The organism is Ectobacillus sp. OTK, from assembly GCF_059698935.1.
On record NZ_AP048547.1, the window covers coordinates 5,467,079 to 5,494,021 of the forward strand.

Below are 26,943 nucleotides of genomic sequence, written 5' to 3' on the forward strand. Positions count from 1 at the left end.
CATTTTCCTTGGAATATGCAGTTTTTTAATTGCTGATACCCGGTATCTATATCTTCTTTCTAAAGGGTTGTACTCAACTGGGAATCTGATTGACCCCTTATGGTCAATCGGAATATTTATGATTGGAATTTCTACTTTTTACTCAAAGGGTCACACGGTCATTATACAAGGTGCAGCAAGCGTTGAAACAACTCCATGGAGAAATCGGAAAAGGTATTTTTTATCTTCACGGTTATGGGCACCCTACATAGGTGTAATTACTTTATTTCTTATTATGTTTTATCAAGAGAAGGGGATTACTAGTATAACCATTGGATCTATGATTTCCATTGTGCTTATCATTTTTCGCCAAATTTTCACCTTGGCTGAAAATCAAAACCTGTTGGAAGAGTCAATGAAATTAAACATTGAACTGGAACAAAAGGTACAACAAAGAACGCTGCAAATGTTTGAAAAAAATCAGCAACTTGAGGAATCGTTAAAAAAAATAGAATACTTAGCTTATCACGACTCCTTAACAGGCTTACCCAATCGAAGGTATTATGACGATTACTTAAATAATGCATTGCTCCATGCCAAAGATAATGATGAAGAGGCAGCGGTTCTTTTTTTAGACCTGGATCGATTTAAAATGATAAATGATACATTAAGTCATTCTGTCGGCGACCTTTTATTGCAGGAGGTAACGAAACGGCTTCTTGCATGTGTAGGTGATGCTGGTATCATCTGCAGGCAAGGCGGGGATGAATTTTTAGTTTTACTGCCGCAAGCCGACCGGGTAAAAGCAACTGCTGTATCAGAGGAAATCCTTGAATCCTTGAAAAAGGAATTTCAAATCAATGATCATGAGTTATTCGTTACGTCAAGCATCGGCATATGTATGTATCCTGATCATGGCGAGGAACCAGGTGTTTTGATTAAGAGAGCTGATATAGCTATGTATGCCGCAAAAAAAGAACGTAGAAACCAATACATGTTCTTTGAGTTATCCATGGACCAGGAAACCCATGCAGTTCTTGATATAGAAAAGGATCTTCGATATGCATTAGATAGAAATGAATTCAGACTAGTATATCAACCTTTGATCCATATCCAAACTGGTAAAATGGTTGGGGCGGAAGCGCTCATTCGCTGGCAGCATCCTGTCAGAGGATGGGTGTCCCCTCAGGAGTTTATACCTGTTGCCGAGGAAACTGATTTTATCATTCCAATGGGCCTTTGGGTCCTAGAAACAGCCTGCAAACAATGGATGGATTGGAGAGATAAAGGATTTCCGCCGATTATCGTTGCCGTTAATATCTCTATTAATCAGTTTTTGCATCCAAATTTCCTGAATGATGTTCGCGCAGTAATAAGAAAAACAGGAATAGAGCCAGAATACCTGGAGCTGGAGATTACTGAGAACATCCCTTTTGTTAGCGGCCGGGCTACAGAATTTCTCGAAGAGCTTAAACATATGGGAGTAAGGATTAGCATCGATGACTTTGGTACTGGATATAGCTCACTGCAGTATCTCAAAAAACTCCCGATTCATAAATTAAAAATTGATCGATTATTTATAAAGGAGCTTCCCAATGACCTGAATGATGCGGCCATTGTTCGAACGGTTATTACAATGGCCCAGCACATGAATCTTGAGGTTGTTGCGGAGGGTGTCGAAACGAAAGAACAACTAGCATTTCTGCAAGGGCATCTTTGCCATATTGCGCAAGGCTATCTTTTCAGTAAACCACTAACTGTTGAGGAATTTGAAGATCAATTTTCAAGTACTGGGGTGTTAGTGAACAAGTTGAGAATTCCGGCTGCAGAACTCTAATGTTGATTGGACAAGGGGCCTGCTCGATTCCGTTTATAGAACTCATTCAAAAGGGTAAGACACTACTAGCAGTAGACGCTTACCCTTTTTCTTTTAATTTCACTGTTACTTATGATACAGTTCACCTTAATGTGTTAAACGGGGATTCCTGACAGAAAAATAGCTTATCCTAAAGGGTAAGCCTGATCCTTATAAAAATATTTATTTTTGGTAGTAAGGAGGGATTCGCAGCCACTCATGCCGCCCCAATTACGATCACATCCTGATCCCCCATTATGATTTCTCCCTCTTGTGCGGAAAGTCTACTGAAAACCCACGAAAATCACGATATCCAAAAGCCGGGCCTGGATACCCAGATTGAATCCAGCCAAGCGGAAAATACTCTACTCTCCTATAATCAGGCGGCAACAGACGTGTTGTTCCATACGCAGCCCATTCTGAATGATAACCGAACATGGTAAGCTGGCTTAGTGCGTCTATCATATTACGAATAAGTCCTGGGTTATTTTGATAAGGTGCAGGTAAGCTTCCGAGATCGATTTTAAGCTGCTCTAAAAGGTCCATTGCTCTTAATCGGTCACCTCGTAAAAGGGCTGCAAATGCCCCGCCTCCAGGAAATGCCCAAATATTGAGAGGGTATTTTACCTGACCCGACCGGATTAATTGAATAGCTGCAGCATCTAGCAATTGTACTGTTGATTTTGACATTGAGGTATTAATTAGATTTAGTTGCAGTTTTATTGGATTGGTTAGGGAATGCTCTAATGTCCAAATGATATACTCATAAACCTTTAAATCCAGCACCCCTGTCCCTTGTACAGCTCCTGATGCCGCAGTCAAAAGAGGATTGGGGATAATTGCATGAACAAGCGCCTGGAAGGTTGCCTTGATATGCAAATCAAAGATTCCATTGTCTACTCTGGCTTGCGATATCTTGTTCACCTCCTTATAAGATTTAAAAATCATTTATTTCCTTCTCTCATCTTATTTAGATGTTTGTCTTTCTATGTCAGAAAGTCATTTGTATTTTGATTTATAAGCACAAACTGAAATCATTGGCCTGCAATAAACATGATCACAAAGAGAAAAAGGACATCTCACATGAGACGTCCTTTTTCGTTTAGATTATTTTTTGACTTCAACCGTGGTCTTACCAACCACTAAAAATTGATTATCTATATATCCTCGGAATTCAAGATTCACTTCACCTGTAGTCCAAACAAATTCTTCGCGATTAAATTTAAAATGGCCTTTTTCAGCTTGATTTTGTAGACCTTTATTACCAGCTGCAGCTGATACCCCATTTAACATTACAGAGGAAACATCAAATAAAAACGATTGATATTCCACTGGTAATGTTGCTTTCACAGTAAAGATTCCTTTATTCCCTTTAATCACTTTTGGCAATATCTCAAGGGTAACCGGAATATAGACGGTAAATGTTTTTTCTACCACAGTTGACAGCCCGACAGCATCTGTCACTTTAATGCTAAGCTTATACTCACCTGGTTGATCTAAAGTAATCTGGTCACCTTTTTTATAAGAATTACCATTAAGTGTAACTTCTTCTACAGCTATCCCTGAAAGGTTATCATCCGCATAGTAATTCAATGTAAAATTCGCACCAAGCTCATATTCTCCTTCTAGTTGAACAGAAACTGTTGGCGCAGTTTTATCAATTTTTACCTCTGCTGTTTTAACTTCCTCTTTGTTGCCTGCTGTATCAACCGAGTAATAGGAAATCTTATTGATTCCTTCTTTCTCTACCACAAAGGAGATTCCCTCTATATATTCCGAGCCGTTAATGGAATAATACGTCTTTGCTACTCCGCTGTTTTCATCTTCTGCTGTTAAAACTACCGTTACATCCTTATTTACCCATGTTTCCGGGACACTAGATGAAGTATTTGGCGCAGTTTTATCAATTTTTACTTCTGCCGTTTTAACTTCCTCTTTGTTGCCTGCTGTATCAACCGAGTAATAAGCAATCTTATTGATTCCTTCTTTCTCTACCACAAAGGAGGTTCCCTCTGTATATTCTGAGCCGTTAATGGAATAATACGTCTTTGCTACCCCGCTGTTTTCATCTTCTGCTGTTAAAACTACCGTTACATCCTCATTTACCCATGTTTCCGGGGCACTAGATGAAGTATTTGGCGCAGTTTTATCAATTTTTACCTCTGCCGTTTTAACTTCCTCTTTGTTGCCTGCTGTATCAACCGAGTAATAAGCAATCTTATTGATTCCTTCTTTCTCTACCACAAAGGAGGTTCCCTCTGTATATTCTGAGCCGTTAATGGAATAATACGTCTTTGCTACCCCGCTGTTTTCATCTTCTGCTGTTAAAACTACCGTTACATCCTCATTTACCCATGTTTCCGGGACACTAGATGAAGTATTTGGCGCAGTTTTATCAATTTTTACCTCTGCCGTTTTAACTTCCTCTTTGTTGCCTGCTGTATCAACCGAGTAATAGGAAATCTTATTGATTCCTTCTTTCTCTACCACAAAGGAGATTCCCTCTGTATATTCTGAACCGTTAATGGAATAATACGTCTTTGCTACCCCGCTGTTTTCATCTTCTGCTGTTAAAACTACCGTTACATCCTCATTTACCCATGTTTCCGGGGCACTAGATGAAGTATTAGGCGCAGTTTTATCAATTTTTACCTCTGCCGTTTTAACTTCCTCTTTGTTGCCTGCTTTATCGATAGAGTAATAGGAAATCTTATTAATTCCTTCCTTCTCTATTACAAAGGAGGTACCCTCTACATATTCTGAGCCGTTAATGGAATAATACGTTTTGGCTACTCCTGCTTCATTATCTGTTGCTTCAAGTGTAATCAATTGATTTTCATTAACCCATTGTGCCGGTGCATTCATTTTTGTTTCCGGCGCCTGAGTATCAATAATTAATTTAGCAATTACGGTCTCTGATGGTTTAGATTCCCCAAATGAGTTACTGTAAGCTGTCACATAATATTCATGATTTGCGTACGAAAGGTTTTGAACCTCGTATGATAGATTGTTCAGGTTCTTAACCAAAAGAACTGGTTTTCCTTCAATAATTTCATATACATTGTAACCATTTGCATATGTGACAAAATCCCATGAAATTCGTGCACTTGTTCCACTTAATAATTTCAGGGAAACGGTTGGTGATTCCATAATAGGATACACAATCTTTTGATCAAAGCGTTCAGATGGAACCGACTCGCCAAAGCGGTTACTATATGCTGTTACTTCAAACGAATGGATATCCTCCGTTAAATTATAAACTTTATAGCTTAAGGCAGATCCTTTGTAAATTAATTCCCTATTATCGCCATTCATCTTGTAAACCCGATATCCATCTGCCCATGTTACAGCCTTCCAGGTAAGGTTAATATTATTAGCATTAAAGATACTTCCACTTACAGTTGGGGCCTGCATGATTGGCCAAGTTAGGTTAAACTCCAGTGCGCTGCCCTCCGGAGACTCGCCAAAGCGGCCGCTGTAAGAGTGCACCACATATTCATAATCACCTTCTGGCATATTTGTGAATATAGCTGTGGTCCCCGTTACTGTCTGTTTTAAAATCTTTTGTCCATCGACAATCTGATAGACTCTATACTCCTTTGCATAAGCAGATGAATTCCATTTTAAGACTATATCATTACCGTTTGTAATCGTTTTTGTAAGATTACCTGGAGCCTGCATGATCGGCCAAGTTAGATTAAACTCCAGTGTGCTCCCTTCTGGAGACTCGCCAAAGCGATCACTGTAGGAATGCACCACATATTGGTAATTACCCTCCGGCATATTTGTAAATGTGGTTGGAGTTCCCATTGCTGTCTTTTTTAAAACCTTCTCTCCATCAACAACTTGATAGATCTTGTAAGCTGTGGCATAAGGTACTACGTCCCAGCTTAACGTTATATCATTTCCATTTGGAATGCTGTGCGTCAAATTTTGCGGCTTTGCCATAACAGGGAAGTCTATGGAGCCCTTTACTTCTGCTTCATTAGGGGACTCCCCTAAAAGGAGTGAGTAAGCTCTGATTACAAAATTGAACTCCCCTTCCGGCATATCTACAAAAGTTGTATTTGTACTTGTAACTGTACGTTTTAATACTTCTACCCCAGCGATTACTTGATAAATATTATAGCTAGCGGCGTATTGTACAGAGCCCCATTTCAATGTAAGGTTATTTCCATTTGAAATACTATAATATACATTCTCAGGTGCTGATAATGTCTGGCTACTTAAGGTTACTTCTATAGGAGTACCTTCTTTTGATTCACCAAAACGAGTGGAATAAGAGTAAATCTCATATTTATAAACACCTGGCTGCACATTAGAGTAAGAAGCAGTTGTACCTGTTACATTATTTTTCAACACTTTCTGCCCACCCACAATTTGGTAGACTTTATAACTTGTTGCATATTCAACAGAATTCCAGCTTAATGTGAAAGAAGTTGGGCTTATAGTAGTTTGAATAACATTTGCCGGCGGAGCCATCTTTGGATAAACTAAGGAAATTTTAACACTGGTTCCCTTTTCTGATTCACCAAAACGACTGCTATAAGAATAAATTTCGTATATAGTATCTCCTTCTGAGAGGTTAGTGAGTGTGACAGTAGGATTTGATACTGTTGCTTTTAATACTTTCTTCCCATCGATAACTTGATAGACTTTATAGCTTGTTGCATACCCTACAGAATCCCAGTTGAGAACAATATCATTCCCATTCTTAATTTCGTATTTAGCACTTTCTGGTGCACTCAAACTGATTTGCTCAAGAGTAAAAGAAACTTGTGCTGCATCCTCTGATTCTCCAAAACGGGTACTATTTGCATGAACTTCAAATTGATAATTTCCCGCTGGCATATTGGTAAAGGTTACAGATGTTCCTGTTACTGTATTTTTCAAGACTTTTTGTCCATCAATTATTTGATAGACTTTATAATTTACAGCATTCTCCGAAGTACTCCAATTTAAAACAATGTCATTTCCGTTTTGAATTTTATAAGAAAGTTCTTCAGGAGGATAGATCTTTACAGTATCAATGCTAAAGGATACTTTAGACCCTGCTTCAGACTCCCCAAAACGGTCACTATAGGAATGAACTTCATATTCGTAATTACCGGCTTTAAGCATTGAGTACGTGACTGTTTTTCCTGTTACTGTGCTTTTTAAAGTTCTTTCTCCATTATTCAATTCGTAAACTTTATACCCGGTTGCATATGGGGCGGCTTCCCAATTCAAAACTACATCATTTATGTTTTGAATTTTATAAGTTACGTTACTTGGCGGTGCCATAACAATTGGACCTATCGTTAAGGAAACTTGGCTGCCTTCTGTAGATTGTCCAAAACGGTCACTATAGGAATAAACCTTATAAGTATAGTCCCCCGCCGGTAAGTTGCTGAACGTAACACTTGTTCCGGTTACTGTCTTTTTCAATTCAAGCTGTCCGTCAATATCCTCATAGATCCTATAGCTAGTGGCGTAATCTGCAGCCTGCCATTTTAAATTAACATCCGTGCCATTTGTAATTGTAAAGGAAAGATTTGACGGCTGCTTCATCTCCGGATGGGTTACTTCTACTTTGACAGGGGCAGCATCAGGGGATTCCCCGTAAAGAGCATGATAGGCAGAGACAGAGTAGGTATATAAGCCTTCTGCTGAATTTACTTTGATGTAAGTTGTTGCTGTGGTTGATGTTAAAAGTGTTCTTTCCCCTGATCCTGAAATTTGATAAATATTGTACTTTTGAGCATATTGGGATGAGCCCCAGCTAAGAACAATATCGTTACCATTTTGGATAGTTCCCTTTAGTGCTGACGGTGCCTGCATTTCAGGGTAAACAATTTCTGCATTTACCGGTGCAGAAGGACCAGATTCCCCTTCACTGGTTAAAGTTGAAACAACATATTTATGGAATCCTTCTGGAAGATCATTTAGGCTGTAGCTTATTGCCGTTGTACTTCCTAGCAGAATGATCTGCCCGTCCTTAATTTCATAAACCTTATATCCAGTTGCTCCAAATACTGCACTCCATGTCAGCTTTCCATCATCAGGTGTTATTGATTGAAAAGCTAGATTACTAGGAGGCAGCATACTGCTGTTAGCAGATACGATTGTTTGTCCAATCGGAAAAACCAATTGGTACATAAGCATCATCACTACTAAAAAAGCCTGAATACTAAACATTTTTTTAACCATACAATGGTCCTACCTTTCGTGTAAAAAAGGCAAATAAAAAAGAACCCGAAGAAGGTTCATAGAAACGTTTACCTATGACTTCTTGTGGTAACCGGCTGCCATCCACATTTAATCTTATGTGGTTCAGGCCCATAGCTTTGCGTCTCACAGTTTCCCATGATTTGCCCTTTTCACTTTTTAAATAAAATAATTTTTGGTCTCAATCCAGTTTTCTGATTATGTTCAAGAACAGTTTATTTGATACCACCCCATTTTAAATATAATCTATATAGATTAAGTATAATATATATAGATGATTACTATCTATTAGAAAAACTTGGATTTAGGACAAATCTCAATACATGATACAGATTGATTCATTTCATTTGCGCATTCCCTTACATATAAAGGGTGCGCTATTCATTATTGGGAAATCAACTATTTCTTCTTCATTCTTGATCTTATGTATATATAAACCAAAAAAAGAGAAGTTATCCTGTACTTCTCTTCTAGGTTAAATTCATTCTCTAATTATCATGTGATTATATTAGAGAACCTCATTCATTTATCGTACGTTTCATCGTTACATGTTAACAGGCGGTTTTTATAAATATTTAAAAATAGAGCACACCTATTTTTACATTAATTAGAAATCGTCGCTTTCTTGTGTATCCAACTCATCAGGTTAACGTTAACTGTAAGAATACATATATAGAAGAAAATGCTGTACAGCAGCTTCCAGCCTTTGTAAGTAAATAACGAAAAATATTGTTCAGAAATCCATTCCATTAGGACAAGTACAGCGGTTCCGAGGATAACAAAATTAGACTTTTTCATCTTCCAAACTAAGAAAAAGTGCATAAATATATAGATCGTTACAGGATAGGTTACTACCTCTAAGAGGAAATCAAACAATTCACCGTTGTTTCGATCAATGGTATCATATAAATCAACTGGTTTTATTGCCAATATAAACTCAAGTAAAGAAGTAAGGTATACATTAAATAAAATTAGCGCTAACGCTTCAGTTAATCTCATTATACGGTGCTTTTTATAAATATAAAGAGCTAGACCTACAGTTAAAATGGTAATTACTAAGGTGTACATCTCATTTTTATCAAAGGTAACAGGCTTTATGGGATTATAAAAATTATGAAACATCTCCTCGATCATTTTCATTGTTTTCTCCTTCTATATGAATTCTCCTAGACAACTTTCTCATGAAAATTATCGCAGCTATAGTGGTTGCCAAATTGTAAAACTGGGTAATCAGTAAAGGAATCCAATATGGACCACGTATTATGAGGATACCCACTTCAACATCCACTAGTATTAACACTTCGTATCCTATTAACCAAAGAATCAACAACCCAAAACAGATGATTTTCGACTTTTTTGTTTTAAATAAAGTAAGTACAAATACAAACAATAGAGGATACATAATAATAAAATGGATTATCAGGATTGCGAACGGTAAATACTTTTCCGTTAAATCCAAGGAAGAATACCCTGCCAAATAAAAGGCAAATGCCCAAGTGTTAAAGCCTAGAAAAAAGAATGTTACACTAAAAATCTCCAACCAATGAAAATAAGGAGAAAGGGAGAATACTTTTTTGATCAAATATACAGTAATAAAAACACTTAGTGCTAAAACGAAAAGCAGCATATATGGACCTCAATTAGAATGAAATTTTTTGGAGTTATTTTATGTAATAATATGAAGAATATACTAATGAAAAACTACTGAATTGAATCCAAAAAAAGCAAGGCTTAATGCCTAGCTCAATTTATATTACAATTAGAAATCACTTTAACACAAAAGATGGATGGATTTCCTTTTACTTTAAGGTCTTTAATTACTGTTACAGCATCACCGTCATTTAAAACATTTTTAGCACCTTTGATAATTTTTTGACCTTCACTATTTTCAGTTTCTAATTCTAAAGCCCATTCATATGCATATTCTGGACAAACAAAAAGACTTCCATCTCCATAAGTATATATTGGATAACATCTTGGGCAATTTAGCAAATTAGACATAATTGCCTTCCTCCATCATTTAGTACTTTTGATAGAATAGATGTTTAATAAACATAAAAACCTTATATTTTCATAATACAGTTCATTGTAACGTATTTAGCGATGAAATTTATAAAAAGTCTACATTTAGCCCTCCAAATTTATTGTTATTTTAGGCCAAGACAACAATGACTTTACCGTTATTGTATCAATTTTAGTACAAGGAACCTTTACATATTTCCAAGACACTTGATAATTCAGAAATGTAAATTTCCATTTATAAGCAAGTACATTCATTCTTATCTGTAATTGCCTATATAGAACTGAACCGAGCATTTCTCTTGACGAAATAATAAATTCTATATAATAATTGATATTGAATTATAATTATTATAGTTAAGCAGAACATTTCTCTTGACTAAAAGTAACTTCTATATAATAATAAATATTAAATTATAATTATTATAGTTAATTAGGGTTTTTACTGTATCCCTAAACAAACTATTTATAATTCTCAAACCACATTTAGGAGGAAGAGTAATTATGTTTCTAATTGGAACTGAAGTAAAGCCATTCAAAGCATCAGCTTACCACAATGGTGAGTTTATCGAGGTTACTGAAGAAAACCTAAAAGGTAAGTGGAGTGTAGTTTGCTTCTATCCGGCAGACTTTACATTCGTGTGCCCAACTGAGCTTGAGGATCTGCAAAACCAGTACGAAACTCTAAAGGAACTTGGGGTTGAAGTGTATTCCGTTTCCACAGATAGTCATTTTACACATAAAGCATGGCACGATAGCTCCCCAGCTATTGGTAAAATCACTTACATCATGGTTGGTGACCCTACACAAACAATCACGCGCAACTTTGATGTGCTGGATGAATCAACAGGCTTTGCTGCTCGCGGTACGTTCATCATCGACCCAGACGGCATCATCCAAGCTGTTGAAATCAATGCAGACGGCATCGGCCGTGATGCAAGCATTCTTGTTAATAAGATTAAGGCTGCACAATATGTCCGCAACAATCCAGGTGAAGTTTGCCCGGCTAAATGGCAGGAAGGTGCTGCAACACTAAAGCCAAGCCTTGATCTTGTAGGAAAGATTTAAGGAGAACAATCAATGATACTAGATGCAGATATCAAAGCACAATTAGCCCAATATCTTCCACTGATGGAGGGCGATGTGCTGCTCAAAGTTAGCGCAGGATCCGATGACGTATCTCGTGACATGGTGGCTCTAGTGGATGAATTAGCCACCATGTCACCCCAAATTAAGGTAGAACAAACCCAATTACCGAGAACACCAAGCTTTAGTGTGAATCGTGTCGGCGAAGATACTGGGGTAACTTTTGCTGGTATCCCTTTAGGACACGAATTTACTTCATTAGTATTGGCTCTGCTGCAGGTTAGCGGAAGAGCTCCAAAGGTTGAGCAGAAGATAATTGATCAAATTAAAAGCATTAAAGGTGAATATCATTTTGAATCTTACATCAGCCTTAGCTGCCACAACTGTCCTGACGTTGTGCAGGCACTGAACTTGATGAGTATTCTCAATCCTAGTATTACACATACCATGATTGACGGTGCGGCATTCAAAGAAGAAGTAGAAAGCAAAGACATTATGGCAGTGCCATCTGTTTACCTAAATGCTGAATTCTTCAGCAGCGGCCGTATGACACTTGAAGAAATCCTTTCAAAGCTGGGTACCGCTCCGGATGCATCAGAGTTTGCTGATAAGGATCCATACGATGTGCTTGTTGTTGGCGGCGGCCCATCCGGAGCAAGTGCGGCAATCTATGCAGCACGCAAAGGCATTCGTACAGGTATTGTTGCTGAACGCTTTGGCGGTCAGGTTATGGACACTATGGGTATTGAGAACTTCATCAGTGTGAAATATACGGAAGGTCCTAAGCTCGTAGCAAGTCTTGAGGAGCATGTAAAGGAATACGGCATTGATGTAATGAACTTACAGCGTGCCAAACGTTTAGAAAAGAAGGACCTTATCGAACTTGAACTCGAAAACGGCGCTGTTCTAAAGAGCAAGACTGTAATCATTTCAACAGGTGCTCGTTGGCGCAACGTTGGTGTACCTGGTGAAGCAGAATTCAAGAACAAAGGTGTCGCATATTGCCCGCATTGTGACGGTCCTTTATTTGCAGGAAAGCACGTAGCGGTTATTGGCGGCGGCAACTCTGGTGTTGAGGCAGCGATTGACCTCGCAGGCATTGTAAAACATGTAACTGTTCTTGAGTTTATGCCAGAGCTGAAAGCCGATGCTGTATTACAAGAGCGTCTTTACAGTCTGCCTAACGTAACTGTTCTAAAGAATGTTCAAACAAAAGAAATTACCGGCACTGACAAGGTAAACGGTATTACTTACGTTGAGCGTGAGACAGGAGCAGTTCAGCATATTGAATTAGAGGGCGTGTTTGTTTTGATCGGTCTTGTACCAAATACGGATTGGCTAGGTGAAACAATTGAACGTACTCGCTTCGGTGAAATCGTTGTAGATCGCCATGGCGCTACGAACATCCCTGGTGTGTTTGCTGCAGGTGACTGTACGAATAGTGCATATAAGCAAATTATTATTTCTATGGGATCAGGTGCTACTGCAGCTTTAGGTGCATTCGATTATCTAATCCGAAATTAATGAAATTTTTGAAAGTCGCTTCGCTATCTGACCGATGGTAAAGCGACTTTCTTTCTTTTCTGGAGCTTGCCTCGTTCTGCAATTACGTATCCCGGTTGTAGTGCACTTACAAAAAATTTACGTCATTTGTGGTACGGTTCATTACGATTAATCCGAAACGCCCGATACACCTGCTCTAACAAAATCAACCGCATCAGCTGGTGGGGGAAGGTCATCCTTGAAAAAGATAAGGTATCATTCGCACGGTTCATTACATCCCTACTAAGACCTAGCGAACCCCCAATAATAAACGCAATTTTGCTTTTTCCATATGTAGCAAGACGATCTAAATCCTTAGCCAGCTCCTCAGATGATTTCATTTTCCCTTCAATAGCTAAAGCAATGACATGTGTATCATCACTGATTTTTTCAAGAATTCGGATTCCCTCCTTTTCCTTGACCATCAGCATCTCTGCTTCACTTAAGTTCTCAGGAGCTTTTTCATCCGGGAGCTCCACAATTTCTACCTTTGCATAGGAGGATAAGCGTTTTAAATACTCATCTATTCCTTGCTTTAAATATTTTTCCTTTAGTTTACCAATTGATATGATTGAGATATTCACAAAATTCCCACCTTACAAACACCTTATCCACAAAAGTTATCAACATATCCACACTTTTCATCCACAGGTTTTATTATTTTATTTCACTTGAGACGATATATTTCGCATCGTTTTGACAGTATTCACAGGTTTTTTTTTCATCTTCACTGTTGATAACATTGTGGATAACTGGAGCTACTTCAAATTCGTCTACAATGATATCTAATGCTAGCTCTACATGTTCCTGACAACAAGCAATATTCATTCTTTCACCTCACTTATCCACATGATAATATGATAAGAAAAACAAAGATGCCCTGAAACAGGAATGCGTTCTTATCTTATTAAAAAGAGAAGCAACACCATCCTTGTAAAGGGTGTTGATAACCTTATACCAGAGGTTGCATTTCCTTAAAGCACAGGCAAAAACAGGAGAGAAGCCTCTCCTGTTTTAATAATTTTCTTCAGCAAGCTTTACTTTTGCTGTTTTTTGCTGATTACCTCGATAGAAGACAATGTTCATTGTATCATTTATTTTCTTGCCGTATAGGATTGTACGGAACTCAATGATATCACGTACTGGTTTACCGTCAATTTCAACAATGACATCATATTCACGCAGTCCTTCTCTTGCAGCTGGAGACGGACTTCGCACATCTAGGATACATACACCTGCTGTTACATCGGCCGGCAGCTGCAATGTTTTATCCCAGTAGTAGGTAGGGATTTCGTTAAGTGAACGAAGCTCTACTCCTAGGTATGGGCGTTTTACCTTACCGGTCTTTTCTAGTTCATTAATAATAGGAAGCGCTCGTGAAATCGGAATAGCAAGGCCGATGCCTTCAACTGCCTCTGTAGCAATTTTCATCGAGTTAATGCCAATAAGCTGCCCATCTACATTCACAAGCGCCCCACCGCTATTTCCAGGATTGATTGCAGCGTCAGTTTGCAGTACCTCAACCTGCCAATCATAATGGCCATCATTATCTAAGTCTACAGGCAAGATACGTTCAGTAGCTGAAATAATTCCTTGTGTAACTGTTCCAGAAAATTCTAAACCGAGCGGATTTCCAATTGCGATAGCAGGTTCGCCGCGTCTCACCTTAGTAGAATCCCCAATCTCAACAACCTTTGCCGCATACTTCGCATCCATCTGTAATACAGCCAAGTCAGTTACAACATCGCTTCCTAAAATGTCTGCTGATACCTTTTTACCATCACTTAGGCTCACCTCAATGCGATTTGCCCCTTCTACAACATGATGATTTGTGACCACATACGCCTTTCCATCTGTCTTTTTATAAATCACACCTGAGCCGGTTCCTGCCTCAGCATCTTCCTCCGAGAAGCTGTCTCGCTGAATATTAATCACTCCAACAACAGCTGCTGATGCTTTATCCACAGCACCGACAAAGCCTGAACGAACATCTGTATTCGATGCGACGTTTTGCGTGAGCGGAGCCGCGTATGACTTCACTTCACTTGTTTTTGCTTGCGCCTGTACTTGTTCTTCATTTCGAGGCATGCTGAGTCTTGAAAAGGTTGGTACAGCAAAAGCAAACAAGGTAGCACCTACAAGCGCACCCGCTAAACCTGAAATTATAACATTTCTACTAAAACGCCCTGTTTTTCCTCTTCTTCGTTCCTTGCTTTCGTACTCATGCTCATCAAAAAAAGACATATTTGCTCACCTATCCTTCCGAAAACATCCATGATTCCCTCTTATTGTTCGCTAAAAGAGAGAATTATACATATTGAATTTTCGTTGGATTTTTAGGATCGGTGTCATGCAGCTGAAGAGCCCTTCCAATCTCAAATCCTTTCCCTTCAAGCACTTGAGAAACTGACAGCCGAGCTAGCTCTTTCATGTTATTATCCTGACTTAAGTGAGCTAAATAAATATGCTTTGTATTATCGGTAATCACGTCTGCCATTGCTAGAGCTGCATCCTCATTGGAAACGTGGCCAACATCACTTAAGATGCGCCGTTTTACACTCCACGGATAACGTCCCATTCGCAGCATCTCCACATCATGGTTACTTTCAAATATAAAGGCATCTGCCCCTTTAATAATGCCTTTCATCCGATCGCTTACATATCCTGTATCAGTAATAAGAGCAAGCTTTTTACCAGCATGATGAAATACATAGAACATTGGCTCAGCCGCGTCATGCGACACACCAAAGGATTCTACGTCTATATCTCCAAAGGATTGAACAGCACCAACAGGAAAAACAAATTTTTGCTCAGTCGGCACTTCACCAATGAGATGCTCCATTGCCTTCCATGTTTTTTCATTTGCGTAAATTGGCAATTTATATTTTCGTGCCAGCACACCAAGCCCTTTAATATGGTCGCTATGCTCATGTGTCACTAAAATCCCGGCAATATCTTTTATATCAGCACCTGCTTGTTTAAAAAGAGACTCTGCTGCTTTGCCGCTCAGCCCTGCATCAACTAAAAGCTTCTGCTTATCTGTTCCTACATATAACATATTTCCTGTACTTCCACTGGCAAGTACACTGAAACATAAACTCATTTCACTTCACTCCACTGTGTGTTATCCTTGCCGATTCGAATAATTTGCCCTTCAATCGCATTTACAAAATAGTCATCCTTCCCATTCAAAACGAAATGCCATGTTGGGGCAATGACTTGAAATCCAGAGGAAGAAGGGATAACAACTGTGTAATATCCTAATTCTACCTTTGTTACACGGCTGCCTGATTCAATTTCCCCTTTTAAATACAAGGTTTTTAAAGCTTTTGTTGCTGTAATAATATCCTGAGCCTTACTCTCTCCGCCCATTTCTCTCACATCTGTCAGCATCGTTTGTGTGTAGGATACAATCTCATTTTTTTCATTTATATCAACTACAAGTGCTGCATATTGGTTATGGAAAATGTTCTTCCCTTTGAATTGCTGAAAGAAGTAAATTTTTTTCTCCTCCTCATCAATCCTCCAATACTTATACTTTGTTCCATCCAAGACAAAGTCACGTAGAAAATCCTCAAAAAAATAGCCTTTATCAGTTTTTGGAATTGTAATAGGTTCCTTAAAGCTGCTGTAAATAGTTTTTGAATCTAAAAGGATGATTTTCTGCCCTTTTAAGGAATGTGTTTCCTCCTCGCGAAATTCCTTACTCTTTCCTGTAATATAAGCAGCTCGCGCGGGCTCTTTTGGCAAATCTACATAGGTAATTTTATTTGCGGCGAGCTGTTCTTCAATATTTTCCTCTACCATCATTTCTAGCTGGCTATTATTGCGTTTTTGAATGAACTGAAAAAAGAGGAAGATGTCTAGGATCAGGAAAGTAATAATAAAGATAGTCTTAATTTTATTCCAATCCAACGAGTTCTCCCCCTTTCAATGCATTCCATTCTATCTTCTTATAGGAATCACCATAGGAGACATACCAAATGGGATCAAGCTTTACTCCTATAACCTTTTCCCCATTTAAGCCTATATCAGGCTCTAGCTCATAGCCAATTGCGATATTTTTAACTGTCTTCATCCCATCATTTTTTTCTAAAAAGGAAAGAACAGTTCTTCCTGATGGTAACTCTACCGTCACATCTTCTTCTTTTTTAACAAATAACCAAAACAGAGGACGTTTAAAGGAACGAATATCATTAAGTCCCCAGCTAAGCTTTAAAGAAGACATGCCGCTCATATTGAAAACAGGAAAACTATTATCAGCATGCAGACGAAATACAGTCTCGCCATTCTCAGGTATTACACTGTATAAACGATAGGCATCGGTCCAGCCTCCATGGTTATTAATAAAGTCGATACTTTGTCGAACAAGCGACGCACCTTTTAAAGTTTCCTTCTGAGAAATAGATGAATTTTCATATTCAAGCATTTGCGTAATATTAGAGATACGAAGAAGACGTGTCCCATCCGTATGCATTTCCCCCGAGCTTGTTTTGTCTTGTTTCACGTAGCGCGGATCTGTGAATAAAATATTTTGAAACATCTCCTCTTCAAGGTCACTTGTTACATAAAACATTTGCTTCATATTCACGTTCGTCTCTGGTAAGAACAGTGCCCGCGCTTCATCTACAGCATACATAAAATATTCATCTGCTTGTCCAGCAAACTCATTGCTTGTAGTCACTAAATCCTTCACTGAAATTCCCTTTAAGGTCATGCTATACACCTTGCGGTTCTCATACGAAACAAAAAGTGCTTGTACCTCATCCTTACTATTTTCATTTGGAGTTAGATTAATAATCAATCGATCAAAGGTATAAGATTCTGGTGGCTTTTCCTGAATAGAGAAAAGACTTTTGAACACCTCAAGCGGGATTTCTGTTGGAAAAATAAGCTCTACTCTATTTTTAGCGTGTATAAAGGAGAGAAACTGATTTTTAGGTATTTTATAAGAGATATCCTTAAAATCCTCAAACTCCCCTTGCTCTAAGATTTTATATACTGGGTTAATGCGAAGAATTTGTTCGCTTGCATAATGCTTATTTCCCTTATGAACAATCATTTGAGATGGGAAAATAATTGCTGACAGCTCTTTTTTCGTCATGGAAGGAACATCCTGAATATATTTCTCATTTTGTACCATGCTTGAATCTGGCTGGTATGTCCAAAGGTTGTACGTTAGAAATATACTAATTACTACTAAATTCAAAAGCAGAATGGTCTTAAAGTTTTCCATACTCATTCCCAATCATCCTCTTGGTCCCGTTCCATTGGAAGTGTGAAGTAAATTGTCGTTCCCTTCCCTTCCTCACTCTTCGCCCAGATGGCCCCGCCATGTGCCTGCACCATTTCCTTTGCAATTGCCAGGCCAAGTCCAGTACCGCCGAGCTGTCGAGACCTCGCTTTATCTACACGATAAAAGCGATCAAATATTTTATTCACATTCTCTTTTGGAATCCCCATTCCTTGGTCATTTATACTCACCTCAAGCATTTCTCCTCTTTCACGAAGCCGATATGTAATCGTGCCCCCTTCCGGAGAATACTTTAAAGCATTTGAGATGATGTTATACAAAACCTGTGTAATCTTATCTTCATCAATTTCAATAAATCGTGCCTTCTTGGAGAAAGCCCGTTTAAAGGTTACATTTTGCTCCTTTGACATCTCGAATCGTTCAATGATACGGTTGAAGAATTCAGTAAAGTCTACCCATTCCTTCATAAGGTGATACTCTGTGCTATCCATTTTAGAAAGGCGCAATAGGTCATTTACTAGCCGGATCATACGCTCCGTTTCATCTTGCGCAACAGAAAGAAACCTTGGGGCAATTTCTTCATTTTGCCAAGCTCCTTCACTTAGAGCTTCTAAATAGCTTCGCATCGTGGTAAGTGGTGTACGAAGCTCATGAGAGACGTTTGCAACAAATTCCCTGCGCTCACGGTCAATCCGTTCCTGTTCAGTTACATCATATAAAACTGCAATTAGACCATTTGCTTTTCCGGTTTCTTTTTGAATTACAGAGAAACTTGCCCGCAAAATGTAGTGCTCATCTCTTGTGCTATAATCTAAAAGAACGGAATCCGGTTCTTCATAAAGATTATCAAGTGTATATTCCTCTTGAATACCTAGCACCTTAGTAATTGGTTGATCAAGCGCTGTTTCACGTGAAACATTCAGCATCTTCTCAGCTGGGTCGTTTAATAGAATAATACGCCCCTTTCTATCAGTAGCAATGACTCCATCGGTCATATGCGATAGCACAGATATTAACTTACGCCGTTCGCTTTCTGTAGAAGCCCGCGCTTGCTGCAGCTTTTTGGAAAGATTATTAAAAGCTAATGCGAGCTGCCCAATTTCATCGTAGCCGTACACCTTTACTTTACGTGAGTAGTTTCCTTTTGCCATTTCTAAAGCCTGCCTGCGCATCTCAGAAATAGGGCGAGTAATGGTTTGGGCAAGCAGAATACCTAGTACTGCTGTTACAAGAAGTGCAATGACTGTTCCTGTCGCAAAGATTTGATTGATTTGCCGCATTTGCCCATATACATCTTCCATGGAAGCAATGGTGTAAATAACCGCGACTGTTTTTCCATCCTCCTTTACCGGAACCGTTGTAATTTGCATACGCTTTCCGTTAGAAGGTTGAATCTCCATCTTTTTATCAGACGCACCCGATAAAAGGGTTCGTTTCACAAGAATATCTGTTGTTTTCTTTCCGACAATCCCCTGATTATATTGATCCGATGTAGCAATCACAATGCTGCTGTCATTAATAACCTGAACTTCCTGAACGTCATCCTTTGAGCTAGAGGCAAAATCCTGCAGCAAACCTTTTATATCCGTTTCCTTTGTGTCTGTCTTTTCACGTTTCTTTATAAGCTCTTGTTGCACATTATATGCCAATAGGTCTGTACGCTTCGTTAACGAATCTTGAAAGTTTGTCACCAACTTCTCCTCTAATTCATTTACAAAGTATACACCAATAATTTGCATAGCAAGAAGAATAAGAAGCATATAAATCAAAACAAACTTCAAATGAATTGATTGAAAAAATCCAACTTTTTTCATGAATTACTCCTGTTCTGGATCACGGAGATAGTAGCCGACTCCTCTTCTCGTCACAATGAGGGTAGGATGACTTGGATTATCTTCAATCTTTTCACGTAAGCGGCGTACCGTCACATCCACTGTACGTACATCACCAAAGTAATCATATCCCCATACAGTTTGCAGAAGGTGCTCACGCGTCATAACTTGTCCGAGATGCTTTGCTAGATAATGAAGCAATTCAAATTCTCTATGTGTCAGTTCGATATTCTCCTCACGCTTCATTACACTGTATGCATTTGGATTAATTACAATTGGTCCAACTGTAATTTCTACATTTTCTTCCTTCTCACTTCCGCTTCCTTGCTGGTGGCGTCGAAGATTTGCTTTTACACGTGCTAATAATTCTCGTGTACTAAATGGCTTTGTCACATAATCATCTGCTCCTAATTCTAGACCGAGCACTTTATCAATTTCGGAGTTTTTTGCAGTTAACATGATAATTGGCATTTCAAAGTTTTTTCGCACTTCACGGCAAACTTCTAAGCCATCTTTTCCGGGAAGCATAATATCTAACAATATCATATCTGGTTGTTCAGCATGTACCTTCTCAATTGCTTCTTCGCCATCATGAGCTAAAACAATTTCAAAACCTTCTTTTTCCAGATTAAATTTTAAAATATCTGCGATTGGTTTTTCATCGTCCACTACTAAAATTTTCTTTCCCATCATATTGCTTATCCCTCCCAGGTCCTATTTTTACACAAAAGCCTCTAGCTATTATTGCTAGAGGCTCACCTATTATCTATTGTAAAAGAATTATCTTTGTTTGTAAAACTGAAGAAGCTTTATCAACTGAACAGTAAATATCTTATTTCCTCTAGGCCTCGTGTGTAAGTGTTCTATACCTTATAAAAAATTGAAAGGACATTAAGCATGGTCTGCTTAATGTCCTTGAAGTGGCTCGGGACGGAATCGAACCGCCGACACGAGGATTTTCAGTCCTCTGCTCTACCGACTGAGCTACCGAGCCAAAATATCTATGTAAAACCGTAATACGGTGAAACAAGAATGGCGGTCCCGACGGGGATCGAACCCGCGATCTCCTGCGTGACAGGCAGGCATGTTAACCGCTACACCACGGAACCATAAATAAAAAAGTGACCCGTACGGGATTCGAACCCGTGTTACCGCCGTGAAAGGGCGGTGTCTTAACCGCTTGACCAACGGGCCACGTTAAAGTGGTGAGCCATGAAGGACTCGAACCTTCGACCCTCTGATTAAAAGTCAGATGCTCTACCGACTGAGCTAATGGCTCTTATCATAAATAGATATCGACGCGATACCCTGCTTCAAAAAACGACGTCCCAATCTCAGAAAGCCTATGCAAGCAGCAGCTTGATTGGTACGCTGATGCATAATCTAAGAAGCTTATTCGATCGTGCTCTCCCGACTGAGCTAATAGCTCATAATAAAAATAGGTACCGATGCGATATCTAGAATCTTAGAAATTTCGTGGTAAAACTTGAGGCTGATTCATATTTGTGTATTGCCATTCTAATTATAATGAGAGTTATCTCATATCTAAGATATTTTTGACGACAAGATATATCTTATCATACTAGTTTAGTATAATGCAAGTATTTTTTTATTTTTTTCAAAAGAAAAGAACCCAGAAGAATAGGGCTCTTTCCTTGACTAAATATACAATATTCTTCGACAGAATACAATATTTTTCTACAATTTATACTCCATATACATTTCGAATCACATTTGTTTGACTGCGATCCGGGCCTACAGAAAATACAGATAAAGGAATACCTGTTAATTGAGATACACGCTCTACATAATGTCTCGCATTTTCTGGAAGGTCATTTAATGTTTTTACGCCTGTAATGTCTTCTGTCCAACCTGGAAGCTCTTCGTAGACAGGTTCACACTCGCCAAGAATCTTTAAGCTAGCAGGGAATTCATGAATAACTTCACCTTTATATTTATAGGCAACACAAATCTTTAATGTTGGAATTCCTGTTAATACGTCAATGGAGTTTAAAGATAAATCCGTAATTCCGCTTACACGGCGTGCATGACGAACAACTACGCTGTCAAACCAGCCTACGCGGCGCGGGCGACCTGTTGTTGTACCATACTCACGGCCTACCTCACGAATCTGGTTTCCAATTTCATCATGAAGCTCAGTTGGGAATGGACCATCACCTACACGTGTTGTATATGCCTTACATACACCAACTACACGTTGAATTTTAGAAGGACCTACACCAGATCCAATTGTTACGCCACCTGCAGCTGGGTTGGAGGATGTAACAAATGGATACGTGCCTTGATCGATATCAAGCATAACACCTTGCGCTCCTTCAAACAACACACGGCGGCCTTCATCAAGTGCATCGTTTAATACAACGGATGTATCGCAAACATATTGTTTAATTTGCTGGCCATACTCAAAATATTCTTCAAAAATGTCTTCAATTTTGAAACCTTCTGCATCATACATTTTCTCGAATAAGCGGTTCTTTTCAGCTAAATTACGCTCTAGCTTTGTATAGAATTCTTCGCGGTCTAGAAGGTCTGCAATACGAATTCCAATACGCGCAGCTTTATCCATATAAGCCGGTCCAATGCCTTTTTTTGTCGTTCCGATCTTATTATCTCCCTTGCGCTCTTCTTCAAGCTCATCCTGTTTCAAGTGATATGGCAGGATAACATGGGCACGGTTGCTGATGCGCAGATTATCCGTACTTACTTTGTGACCGTGCAAATATGCAAGTTCCTCTACCAATGCCTTCGGATCTACTACCATACCGTTTCCGATTACACAAATTTTTTCTTTATAAAAAATACCAGATGGAATTAAGTGAAGCTTGTAGCGCTCTCCATTAAATACAATTGTATGACCTGCATTATTTCCACCTTGGTAACGTGCAACTACCTCTGCATGCTGAGAAAGAAAATCGGTAATTTTCCCTTTTCCTTCGTCTCCCCATTGCGTTCCTACCACTACTACTGAAGACATTCAAAGCACCTCCACAATTTTAAAACGAACTCAAACAATTACCATTTTACCAAAATGATGATAGAAGTCAACGAAAAAACGAACATTTTAATTTTTTATATTCATCTTCGTTCGTAAGATCTATTGATTTTTTAAAGAAAACTCGCCGATTGGAGAGCCGTTAGACGAAGACAGAGGCGTAGCTGCAATTACACTTTGTTCTAAAATTTCCTGCTGCGTCGACTGAGCTTCCAGCTGGAAATGTATACTTTTCTAAAGTACAAAAAAAGAACACATCCTTATCATGTGATGTGTTCGCATTTTTATGCTGGAGGCGCTGCACCTTCATCGTATCGGCGATCTAAATTCACAAATTTATTATATTCCTTTACAAAGGCAAGCTGTACTGTACCTACAGGGCCATTACGCTGCTTCGCAATAATAATTTCAATAATATTCTTATTTTCTGTCTCACGCTCATAATAGTCTTCTCGATACAAGAAGGCAACAATATCAGCATCCTGTTCAATACTTCCCGATTCCCGAATATCAGACATCATCGGACGCTTGTCTTGACGCGATTCTACTCCGCGTGATAACTGTGATAAAGCAATAACAGGAACCTGAAGCTCCCTCGCAAGCGCCTTGAGGGATCTGGAAATTTCTGATACCTCCTGCTGGCGGTTTTCACCAGATTTTCCGCTCCCCTGAATGAGCTGTAAGTAGTCTATCAATATCATGCCTAGGCCGCTTTCTTGTTTCAGACGGCGGCATTTTGCTCGAATTTCACTTACACGAATTCCTGGCGTATCATCAATATAAATCCCGCCATTCGCTAAACTTCCCATCGCCATCGTTAGCTTCGCCCAATCCTCAGCAGTTAATGCTCCAGTCCGTAAACGCTGTGCATCGATATTGCCTTCTGCACAAAGCATACGCATAACAAGCTGATCAGCTCCCATCTCCAAACTAAAGATAGCCACATTTTCATCTGTTTTTGTCGCTACATTCTGCGCAATATTCAAAGCAAATGCTGTTTTACCTACAGAAGGCCGGGCAGCAACAATAATTAAATCATTTCGCTGAAATCCAGCTGTCATCTTATCCAGCTCTATAAATCCTGTTGGAATACCCGTAATATCACCTTTACGGTTATGCAGTGTTTCAATCTTATCATACGCTGCAACAAGAACATCCTTTATATTTTGGAATCCCTTTGTATTTTTACGCTGAGATACCTCTAGGATTTTGCGTTCTGATTCATTCAATAAACCTTCTACATCATCCTCACGTGTGTAGCCTTCTGTTGCAATAGTTGTAGCTGTTCGAATGAGACGACGCAAAATCGATTTCTCTTCTATAATCCTTGCATAATACTCAACGTTCGCCGCTGTAGGAACAGCATTTGCCAAGTCCGCTAAATAAGAAACACCGCCGACTTCCTCCAGCAGGTTTTGGTCTGCAAGCTCGGCGGTTACTGTCACCAAATCAATTGGCTCCCCCTTATTGGAGAGAGCCAACATCGTTTCAAATATTTTTTGGTGGGCTGCACGATAGAAGTCCTCTGGCCTTAGCATTTCCGAAGCCGATGTTAACGACTCTGGCTCTAAAAACACAGCTCCTAAAACAGCCTGTTCAGCTTCTATATTTTGCGGAGGAGTACGATCAGCAAATAAATCACTCATAGTCATCCATCCTCCTCATATAAAACTGTGCCTTACTGCTCTGTTACGTGAACCTTTAATGTTGCTGTTACCTGCGGGTGAAGCTTTACAGGGACATTCGTATGCCCCAATGCACGAATCGCATCATGCAGTTCAAATTTACGCTTATCAATTTTAATACCATGCGCCTTTTGCAGCTCCTCTGCAATTTGCTTGCTCGTAATAGAACCGAACAATCGCCCGCCATCTCCGGCTTTTGCTTTCAGATTTACTGTTAATGCTTCTAATTGTTCTTTTAGCTTCTTGCTGTTTTCAAGCTCTTGCTCCGCTTCCTTTTCTTCCTTGCGCTTCTTTGCATCTAATGTGCTCAGATTCGCATTTGTAGCTTCAACTGCTAATCCTTGCTTCAAAAGAAAGTTTTGAGCATAGCCGTCTGCTACATTTTTGATCTCACCTTTTTTTCCTTTTCCCTTTACGTCTTTTAGAAAGATAACCTTCATTCCTTTGTCCCTCCCTGAAGATATTCATCTATCACAGCTTTAAGCTGCTCTTCTGCTTCTGTAATGGATGTATGATGCATTTGTGTAGCAGCATTCGTTAAGTGACCGCCTCCGCCCAAGGCCTCTAAAATAATTTGAACGTTGATTTCCCCAAGTGAACGCCCGCTAATGCCTAACATTTGTTCTGTTCGTTTTGCAATCACAAAGGAGGCTACTACACCTGTCATCGTTAAAAGCGTATCTGCAGCCTGGGCAATCAATACTTGTTCATGAAGCTGCTCTTCTTCCGCCCTGGCAATGGCAATGCCGTTTTTATAAATGTAAGCATTTTGAAGTGTTTTGGCAATCTTTAAATACTGGTTCATATCCTCTTTTAGAAGTTTTTGAACCAAAACAGTATCTGCTCCGTGAGAACGGAGATAGGAAGCCGCATCAAATGTACGGGAACCTGTACGGAAGGTAAAGCTTTTTGTATCCACAATAATACCAGCTAACAATGCTGTCGCTTCAAGCATACTCATTTTCAGACGCTTCGGTTGATATTCCAATAGTTCTGTAACAAGCTCAGCAGTTGAAGAGGCATACGGCTCCATATACACAAGAAGCGGATCTTCAATAAAATCTTCTCCACGACGATGATGGTCAATCACTACGACATTTTCAATTGTATTTAATAACTGTGGTTCAATCACCATAGATGGCTTATGTGTATCCACAACAACGAGGAGAGATTCATCCGTGGCAAGCTCAAGCGCTTGTTCTGGGCTAATGAAACGAGCCCAAAGCTCAGGCTGCTGTTTAATTTCTTCAATAAGACGCTTTACACCCTTATCAAGATCATGTTCATTTAAGACAATATATCCTTCACGTTGATTGAGCTCTGCAACCTTTAAAATACCAATTGCAGCTCCGATAGCATCCATATCGGGCGATTTATGACCCATAATCATAATATTATTACTTTCAAGCACAAGGTCCTTTAATGCATGGGAAATCACACGTGCTCTAACTCTTGTTCGTTTCTCTATCGGATTGGTTTTACCGCCATAAAACTTCACCTTTCCTGTTGCCTGCTTAATGGCAACCTGGTCACCTCCGCGGCCGAGCGCAAGATCAAGTCCGGATTGTGCCATTGCACCTAATTCAGGAAGCTCAAGAGCTCCTGAACCGACACCAATACTTAGTGTGAGCGGAATATTTCGTTTCGATGTTTCCTCACGTACTTGATCCAAGATATCAAATTTCCCCTTCTCCACCTGTACTAAAATACTTTCATTTAACACAGCGAAAAAGCGCTCAGAGGAAACACGCCTTAAATACATCCCATATTTTAAAGCCCAGCCGTTTAAAATTGCAGTAACATGACTTGTAATATTTGTTCTAAGCTGATCATCAAGCCCTTGCGTTACTTCATCATAGTTATCCAGATAAATAACAGCCAATACTGTTCTTTGATCCTCATACATTTTTTCAATTTGCGTCTGTTCAGTTACATCAAAAAAATAAATAAGTTTTTCCTCACGCCGCACAAATACACGAAACTTGCGCTTATTTAATGTAATGACATCAGCATCCATTTCTTGCTTTACAAGCAACAAAAGCGCCTCCGACAAATCATACAAATGCCAGCCAGCCAAAGAGTGGTATCCAAAGCAGGAAGTTAAGTAAGGATTTGCCCAGTCAATCCCATACTCCTTGTTGTATAGTAAAATTCCAATCGGCATTTGATTCAATGCTTCATCGCTTACCTTCTTAACTCTCGTAATCATATCAGACGTATATTGTTCTAGATTTTTCCGAAATGCCAATTCAAGCTTGATTAAAAACAATACAATTAGGCAAAAAAGGAAGAAGGCAGCAATACCAAATATCCAGTTGTAATATACGAGAACGGTAACTAACAAGAGAGTTAAGAACGTTAGGGCATAAATAGGATAAAGAAACTTTTGTTTCTTATAAAATTCAGGCATACGTTCAACTCCTATAAAAAACTTGACGAACTATACATCTGAAAGAGCTTTGTAAACATGC

General features: G+C 39.1%; 18 protein-coding genes, 4 tRNA genes, 1 pseudogene and 1 riboswitch. Of the genes and pseudogenes, 3 read left to right on the top strand and 20 right to left on the bottom strand.

Translation table 11 applies throughout. From position 1 onward, the window contains the following. Positions 1 to 118 precede the first annotated feature (118 nt). Positions 119 to 1,816 (top strand): putative bifunctional diguanylate cyclase/phosphodiesterase, encoded by a 1,698-nt coding sequence (locus AC6HZ4_RS26995; protein ID WP_497492999.1) that lies wholly within the window; start codon positions 119 to 121, stop codon positions 1,814 to 1,816. A 273-nt stretch (positions 1,817 to 2,089) separates the two neighbouring features. Here AC6HZ4_RS26995 and AC6HZ4_RS27000 read toward each other — a convergent pair whose 3' ends face one another. From AC6HZ4_RS27000 to AC6HZ4_RS27015, 4 genes and pseudogenes are all read right to left on the bottom strand, one after another. Next, positions 2,090 to 2,782 carry a hypothetical protein gene (locus AC6HZ4_RS27000; protein ID WP_497493001.1) on the bottom strand — a complete coding sequence of 231 codons (693 nt, stop codon included), beginning with the start codon at positions 2,780 to 2,782 and terminating at the stop codon, positions 2,090 to 2,092. A gap of 159 nt (positions 2,783 to 2,941) precedes the next feature. After that, positions 2,942 to 8,023 carry an OmpL47-type beta-barrel domain-containing protein gene (locus tag AC6HZ4_RS27005; protein ID WP_497493003.1) on the bottom strand — a complete coding sequence of 1,694 codons (5,082 nt, stop codon included), beginning with the start codon at positions 8,021 to 8,023 and terminating at the stop codon, positions 2,942 to 2,944. An 83-nt stretch (positions 8,024 to 8,106) separates the two neighbouring features. After that, a riboswitch (cyclic di-GMP riboswitch) is annotated at positions 8,107 to 8,199 on the bottom strand. A gap of 445 nt (positions 8,200 to 8,644) precedes the next feature. Then, complete coding sequence (locus AC6HZ4_RS27010; RefSeq protein ID WP_497493004.1) at positions 8,645 to 9,181, bottom strand: hypothetical protein; 537 nt, start codon at positions 9,179 to 9,181, stop codon at positions 8,645 to 8,647. Positions 9,182 to 9,826: 645 nt separating this feature from the next. Continuing rightward, positions 9,827 to 10,042, bottom strand: a pseudogene (locus AC6HZ4_RS27015) (PhnA domain-containing protein); the annotation flags it as partial. A gap of 522 nt (positions 10,043 to 10,564) precedes the next feature. Here AC6HZ4_RS27015 and ahpC point away from each other — a divergent pair. Next, on the top strand, positions 10,565 to 11,128 hold the full coding sequence (gene ahpC / locus AC6HZ4_RS27020; RefSeq protein ID WP_497493005.1) for an alkyl hydroperoxide reductase subunit C: 564 nt from the start codon (positions 10,565 to 10,567) through the stop codon (positions 11,126 to 11,128). 12 nt (positions 11,129 to 11,140) lie between these two features. Then, positions 11,141 to 12,670: an alkyl hydroperoxide reductase subunit F gene (gene ahpF / locus AC6HZ4_RS27025; RefSeq protein WP_497493006.1), complete on the top strand. Its 1,530-nt coding sequence runs from the start codon at positions 11,141 to 11,143 to the stop codon at positions 12,668 to 12,670. Positions 12,671 to 12,792: 122 nt separating this feature from the next. On the opposite strand, the gene rlmH is transcribed toward ahpF, so the two are convergent. The 16 genes from rlmH to AC6HZ4_RS27105 all read right to left on the bottom strand — a co-directional run bounded on the left by rlmH (position 12,793) and on the right by AC6HZ4_RS27105 (position 26,882). Beyond that, positions 12,793 to 13,272 (bottom strand): 23S rRNA (pseudouridine(1915)-N(3))-methyltransferase RlmH, encoded by a 480-nt coding sequence (rlmH, locus tag AC6HZ4_RS27030; RefSeq protein ID WP_497493007.1) that lies wholly within the window; start codon positions 13,270 to 13,272, stop codon positions 12,793 to 12,795. Positions 13,273 to 13,345: 73 nt separating this feature from the next. Beyond that, the gene (locus tag AC6HZ4_RS27035) at positions 13,346 to 13,516 is read right to left on the bottom strand and encodes a CxxH/CxxC protein (protein ID WP_497493008.1); all 171 of its coding nucleotides are present in this window, start codon (positions 13,514 to 13,516) and stop codon (positions 13,346 to 13,348) included. 186 nt (positions 13,517 to 13,702) lie between these two features. Then, a complete protein-coding gene (locus AC6HZ4_RS27040; protein ID WP_497493009.1) occupies positions 13,703 to 14,932 on the bottom strand; it encodes a S1C family serine protease in 1,230 nt (409 codons plus the stop codon). Between the two features lie 64 nt (positions 14,933 to 14,996). After that, a complete protein-coding gene (gene yycJ, locus AC6HZ4_RS27045) occupies positions 14,997 to 15,791 on the bottom strand; it encodes an exodeoxyribonuclease YycJ (RefSeq protein WP_497493010.1) in 795 nt (264 codons plus the stop codon). Continuing rightward, positions 15,788 to 16,603, bottom strand: a complete 816-nt coding sequence (locus tag AC6HZ4_RS27050) for a two-component system regulatory protein YycI (RefSeq protein ID WP_497493011.1) — start codon at positions 16,601 to 16,603, stop codon at positions 15,788 to 15,790. Before AC6HZ4_RS27050 ends, yycJ begins: the two co-directional genes overlap by 4 nt. Further along, positions 16,590 to 17,930: a YycH family regulatory protein gene (locus tag AC6HZ4_RS27055; protein ID WP_497493012.1), complete on the bottom strand. Its 1,341-nt coding sequence runs from the start codon at positions 17,928 to 17,930 to the stop codon at positions 16,590 to 16,592. The genes AC6HZ4_RS27050 and AC6HZ4_RS27055 overlap by 14 nt, the downstream gene beginning before the upstream one ends. Then, positions 17,927 to 19,756, bottom strand: coding sequence for a cell wall metabolism sensor histidine kinase WalK (gene walK, locus AC6HZ4_RS27060; protein WP_497493013.1), 1,830 nt, complete (start codon positions 19,754 to 19,756; stop codon positions 17,927 to 17,929). Before walK ends, AC6HZ4_RS27055 begins: the two co-directional genes overlap by 4 nt. A gap of 3 nt (positions 19,757 to 19,759) precedes the next feature. Further along, positions 19,760 to 20,467: a response regulator YycF gene (gene yycF / locus AC6HZ4_RS27065; RefSeq protein WP_497493014.1), complete on the bottom strand. Its 708-nt coding sequence runs from the start codon at positions 20,465 to 20,467 to the stop codon at positions 19,760 to 19,762. 228 nt (positions 20,468 to 20,695) lie between these two features. Further along, a tRNA-Phe gene (locus AC6HZ4_RS27070) sits at positions 20,696 to 20,768 on the bottom strand. 39 nt (positions 20,769 to 20,807) lie between these two features. After that, positions 20,808 to 20,883: transfer RNA gene (locus tag AC6HZ4_RS27075), tRNA-Asp, on the bottom strand. Positions 20,884 to 20,896: 13 nt separating this feature from the next. Then, positions 20,897 to 20,968: transfer RNA gene (locus AC6HZ4_RS27080), tRNA-Glu, on the bottom strand. A 9-nt stretch (positions 20,969 to 20,977) separates the two neighbouring features. Further along, a tRNA-Lys gene (locus AC6HZ4_RS27085) sits at positions 20,978 to 21,053 on the bottom strand. Between the two features lie 426 nt (positions 21,054 to 21,479). Continuing rightward, on the bottom strand, positions 21,480 to 22,769 hold the full coding sequence (locus AC6HZ4_RS27090; RefSeq protein ID WP_497493015.1) for an adenylosuccinate synthase: 1,290 nt from the start codon (positions 22,767 to 22,769) through the stop codon (positions 21,480 to 21,482). A 302-nt stretch (positions 22,770 to 23,071) separates the two neighbouring features. Beyond that, positions 23,072 to 24,433 (bottom strand): replicative DNA helicase, encoded by a 1,362-nt coding sequence (dnaB, locus tag AC6HZ4_RS27095; protein ID WP_497493017.1) that lies wholly within the window; start codon positions 24,431 to 24,433, stop codon positions 23,072 to 23,074. 32 nt (positions 24,434 to 24,465) lie between these two features. After that, on the bottom strand, positions 24,466 to 24,912 hold the full coding sequence (rplI, locus tag AC6HZ4_RS27100; RefSeq protein WP_497493018.1) for a 50S ribosomal protein L9: 447 nt from the start codon (positions 24,910 to 24,912) through the stop codon (positions 24,466 to 24,468). Further along, positions 24,909 to 26,882: a DHH family phosphoesterase gene (locus tag AC6HZ4_RS27105; RefSeq protein ID WP_497493019.1), complete on the bottom strand. Its 1,974-nt coding sequence runs from the start codon at positions 26,880 to 26,882 to the stop codon at positions 24,909 to 24,911. Before AC6HZ4_RS27105 ends, rplI begins: the two co-directional genes overlap by 4 nt. Between the last annotated feature and the right edge of the window lie 61 nt (positions 26,883 to 26,943).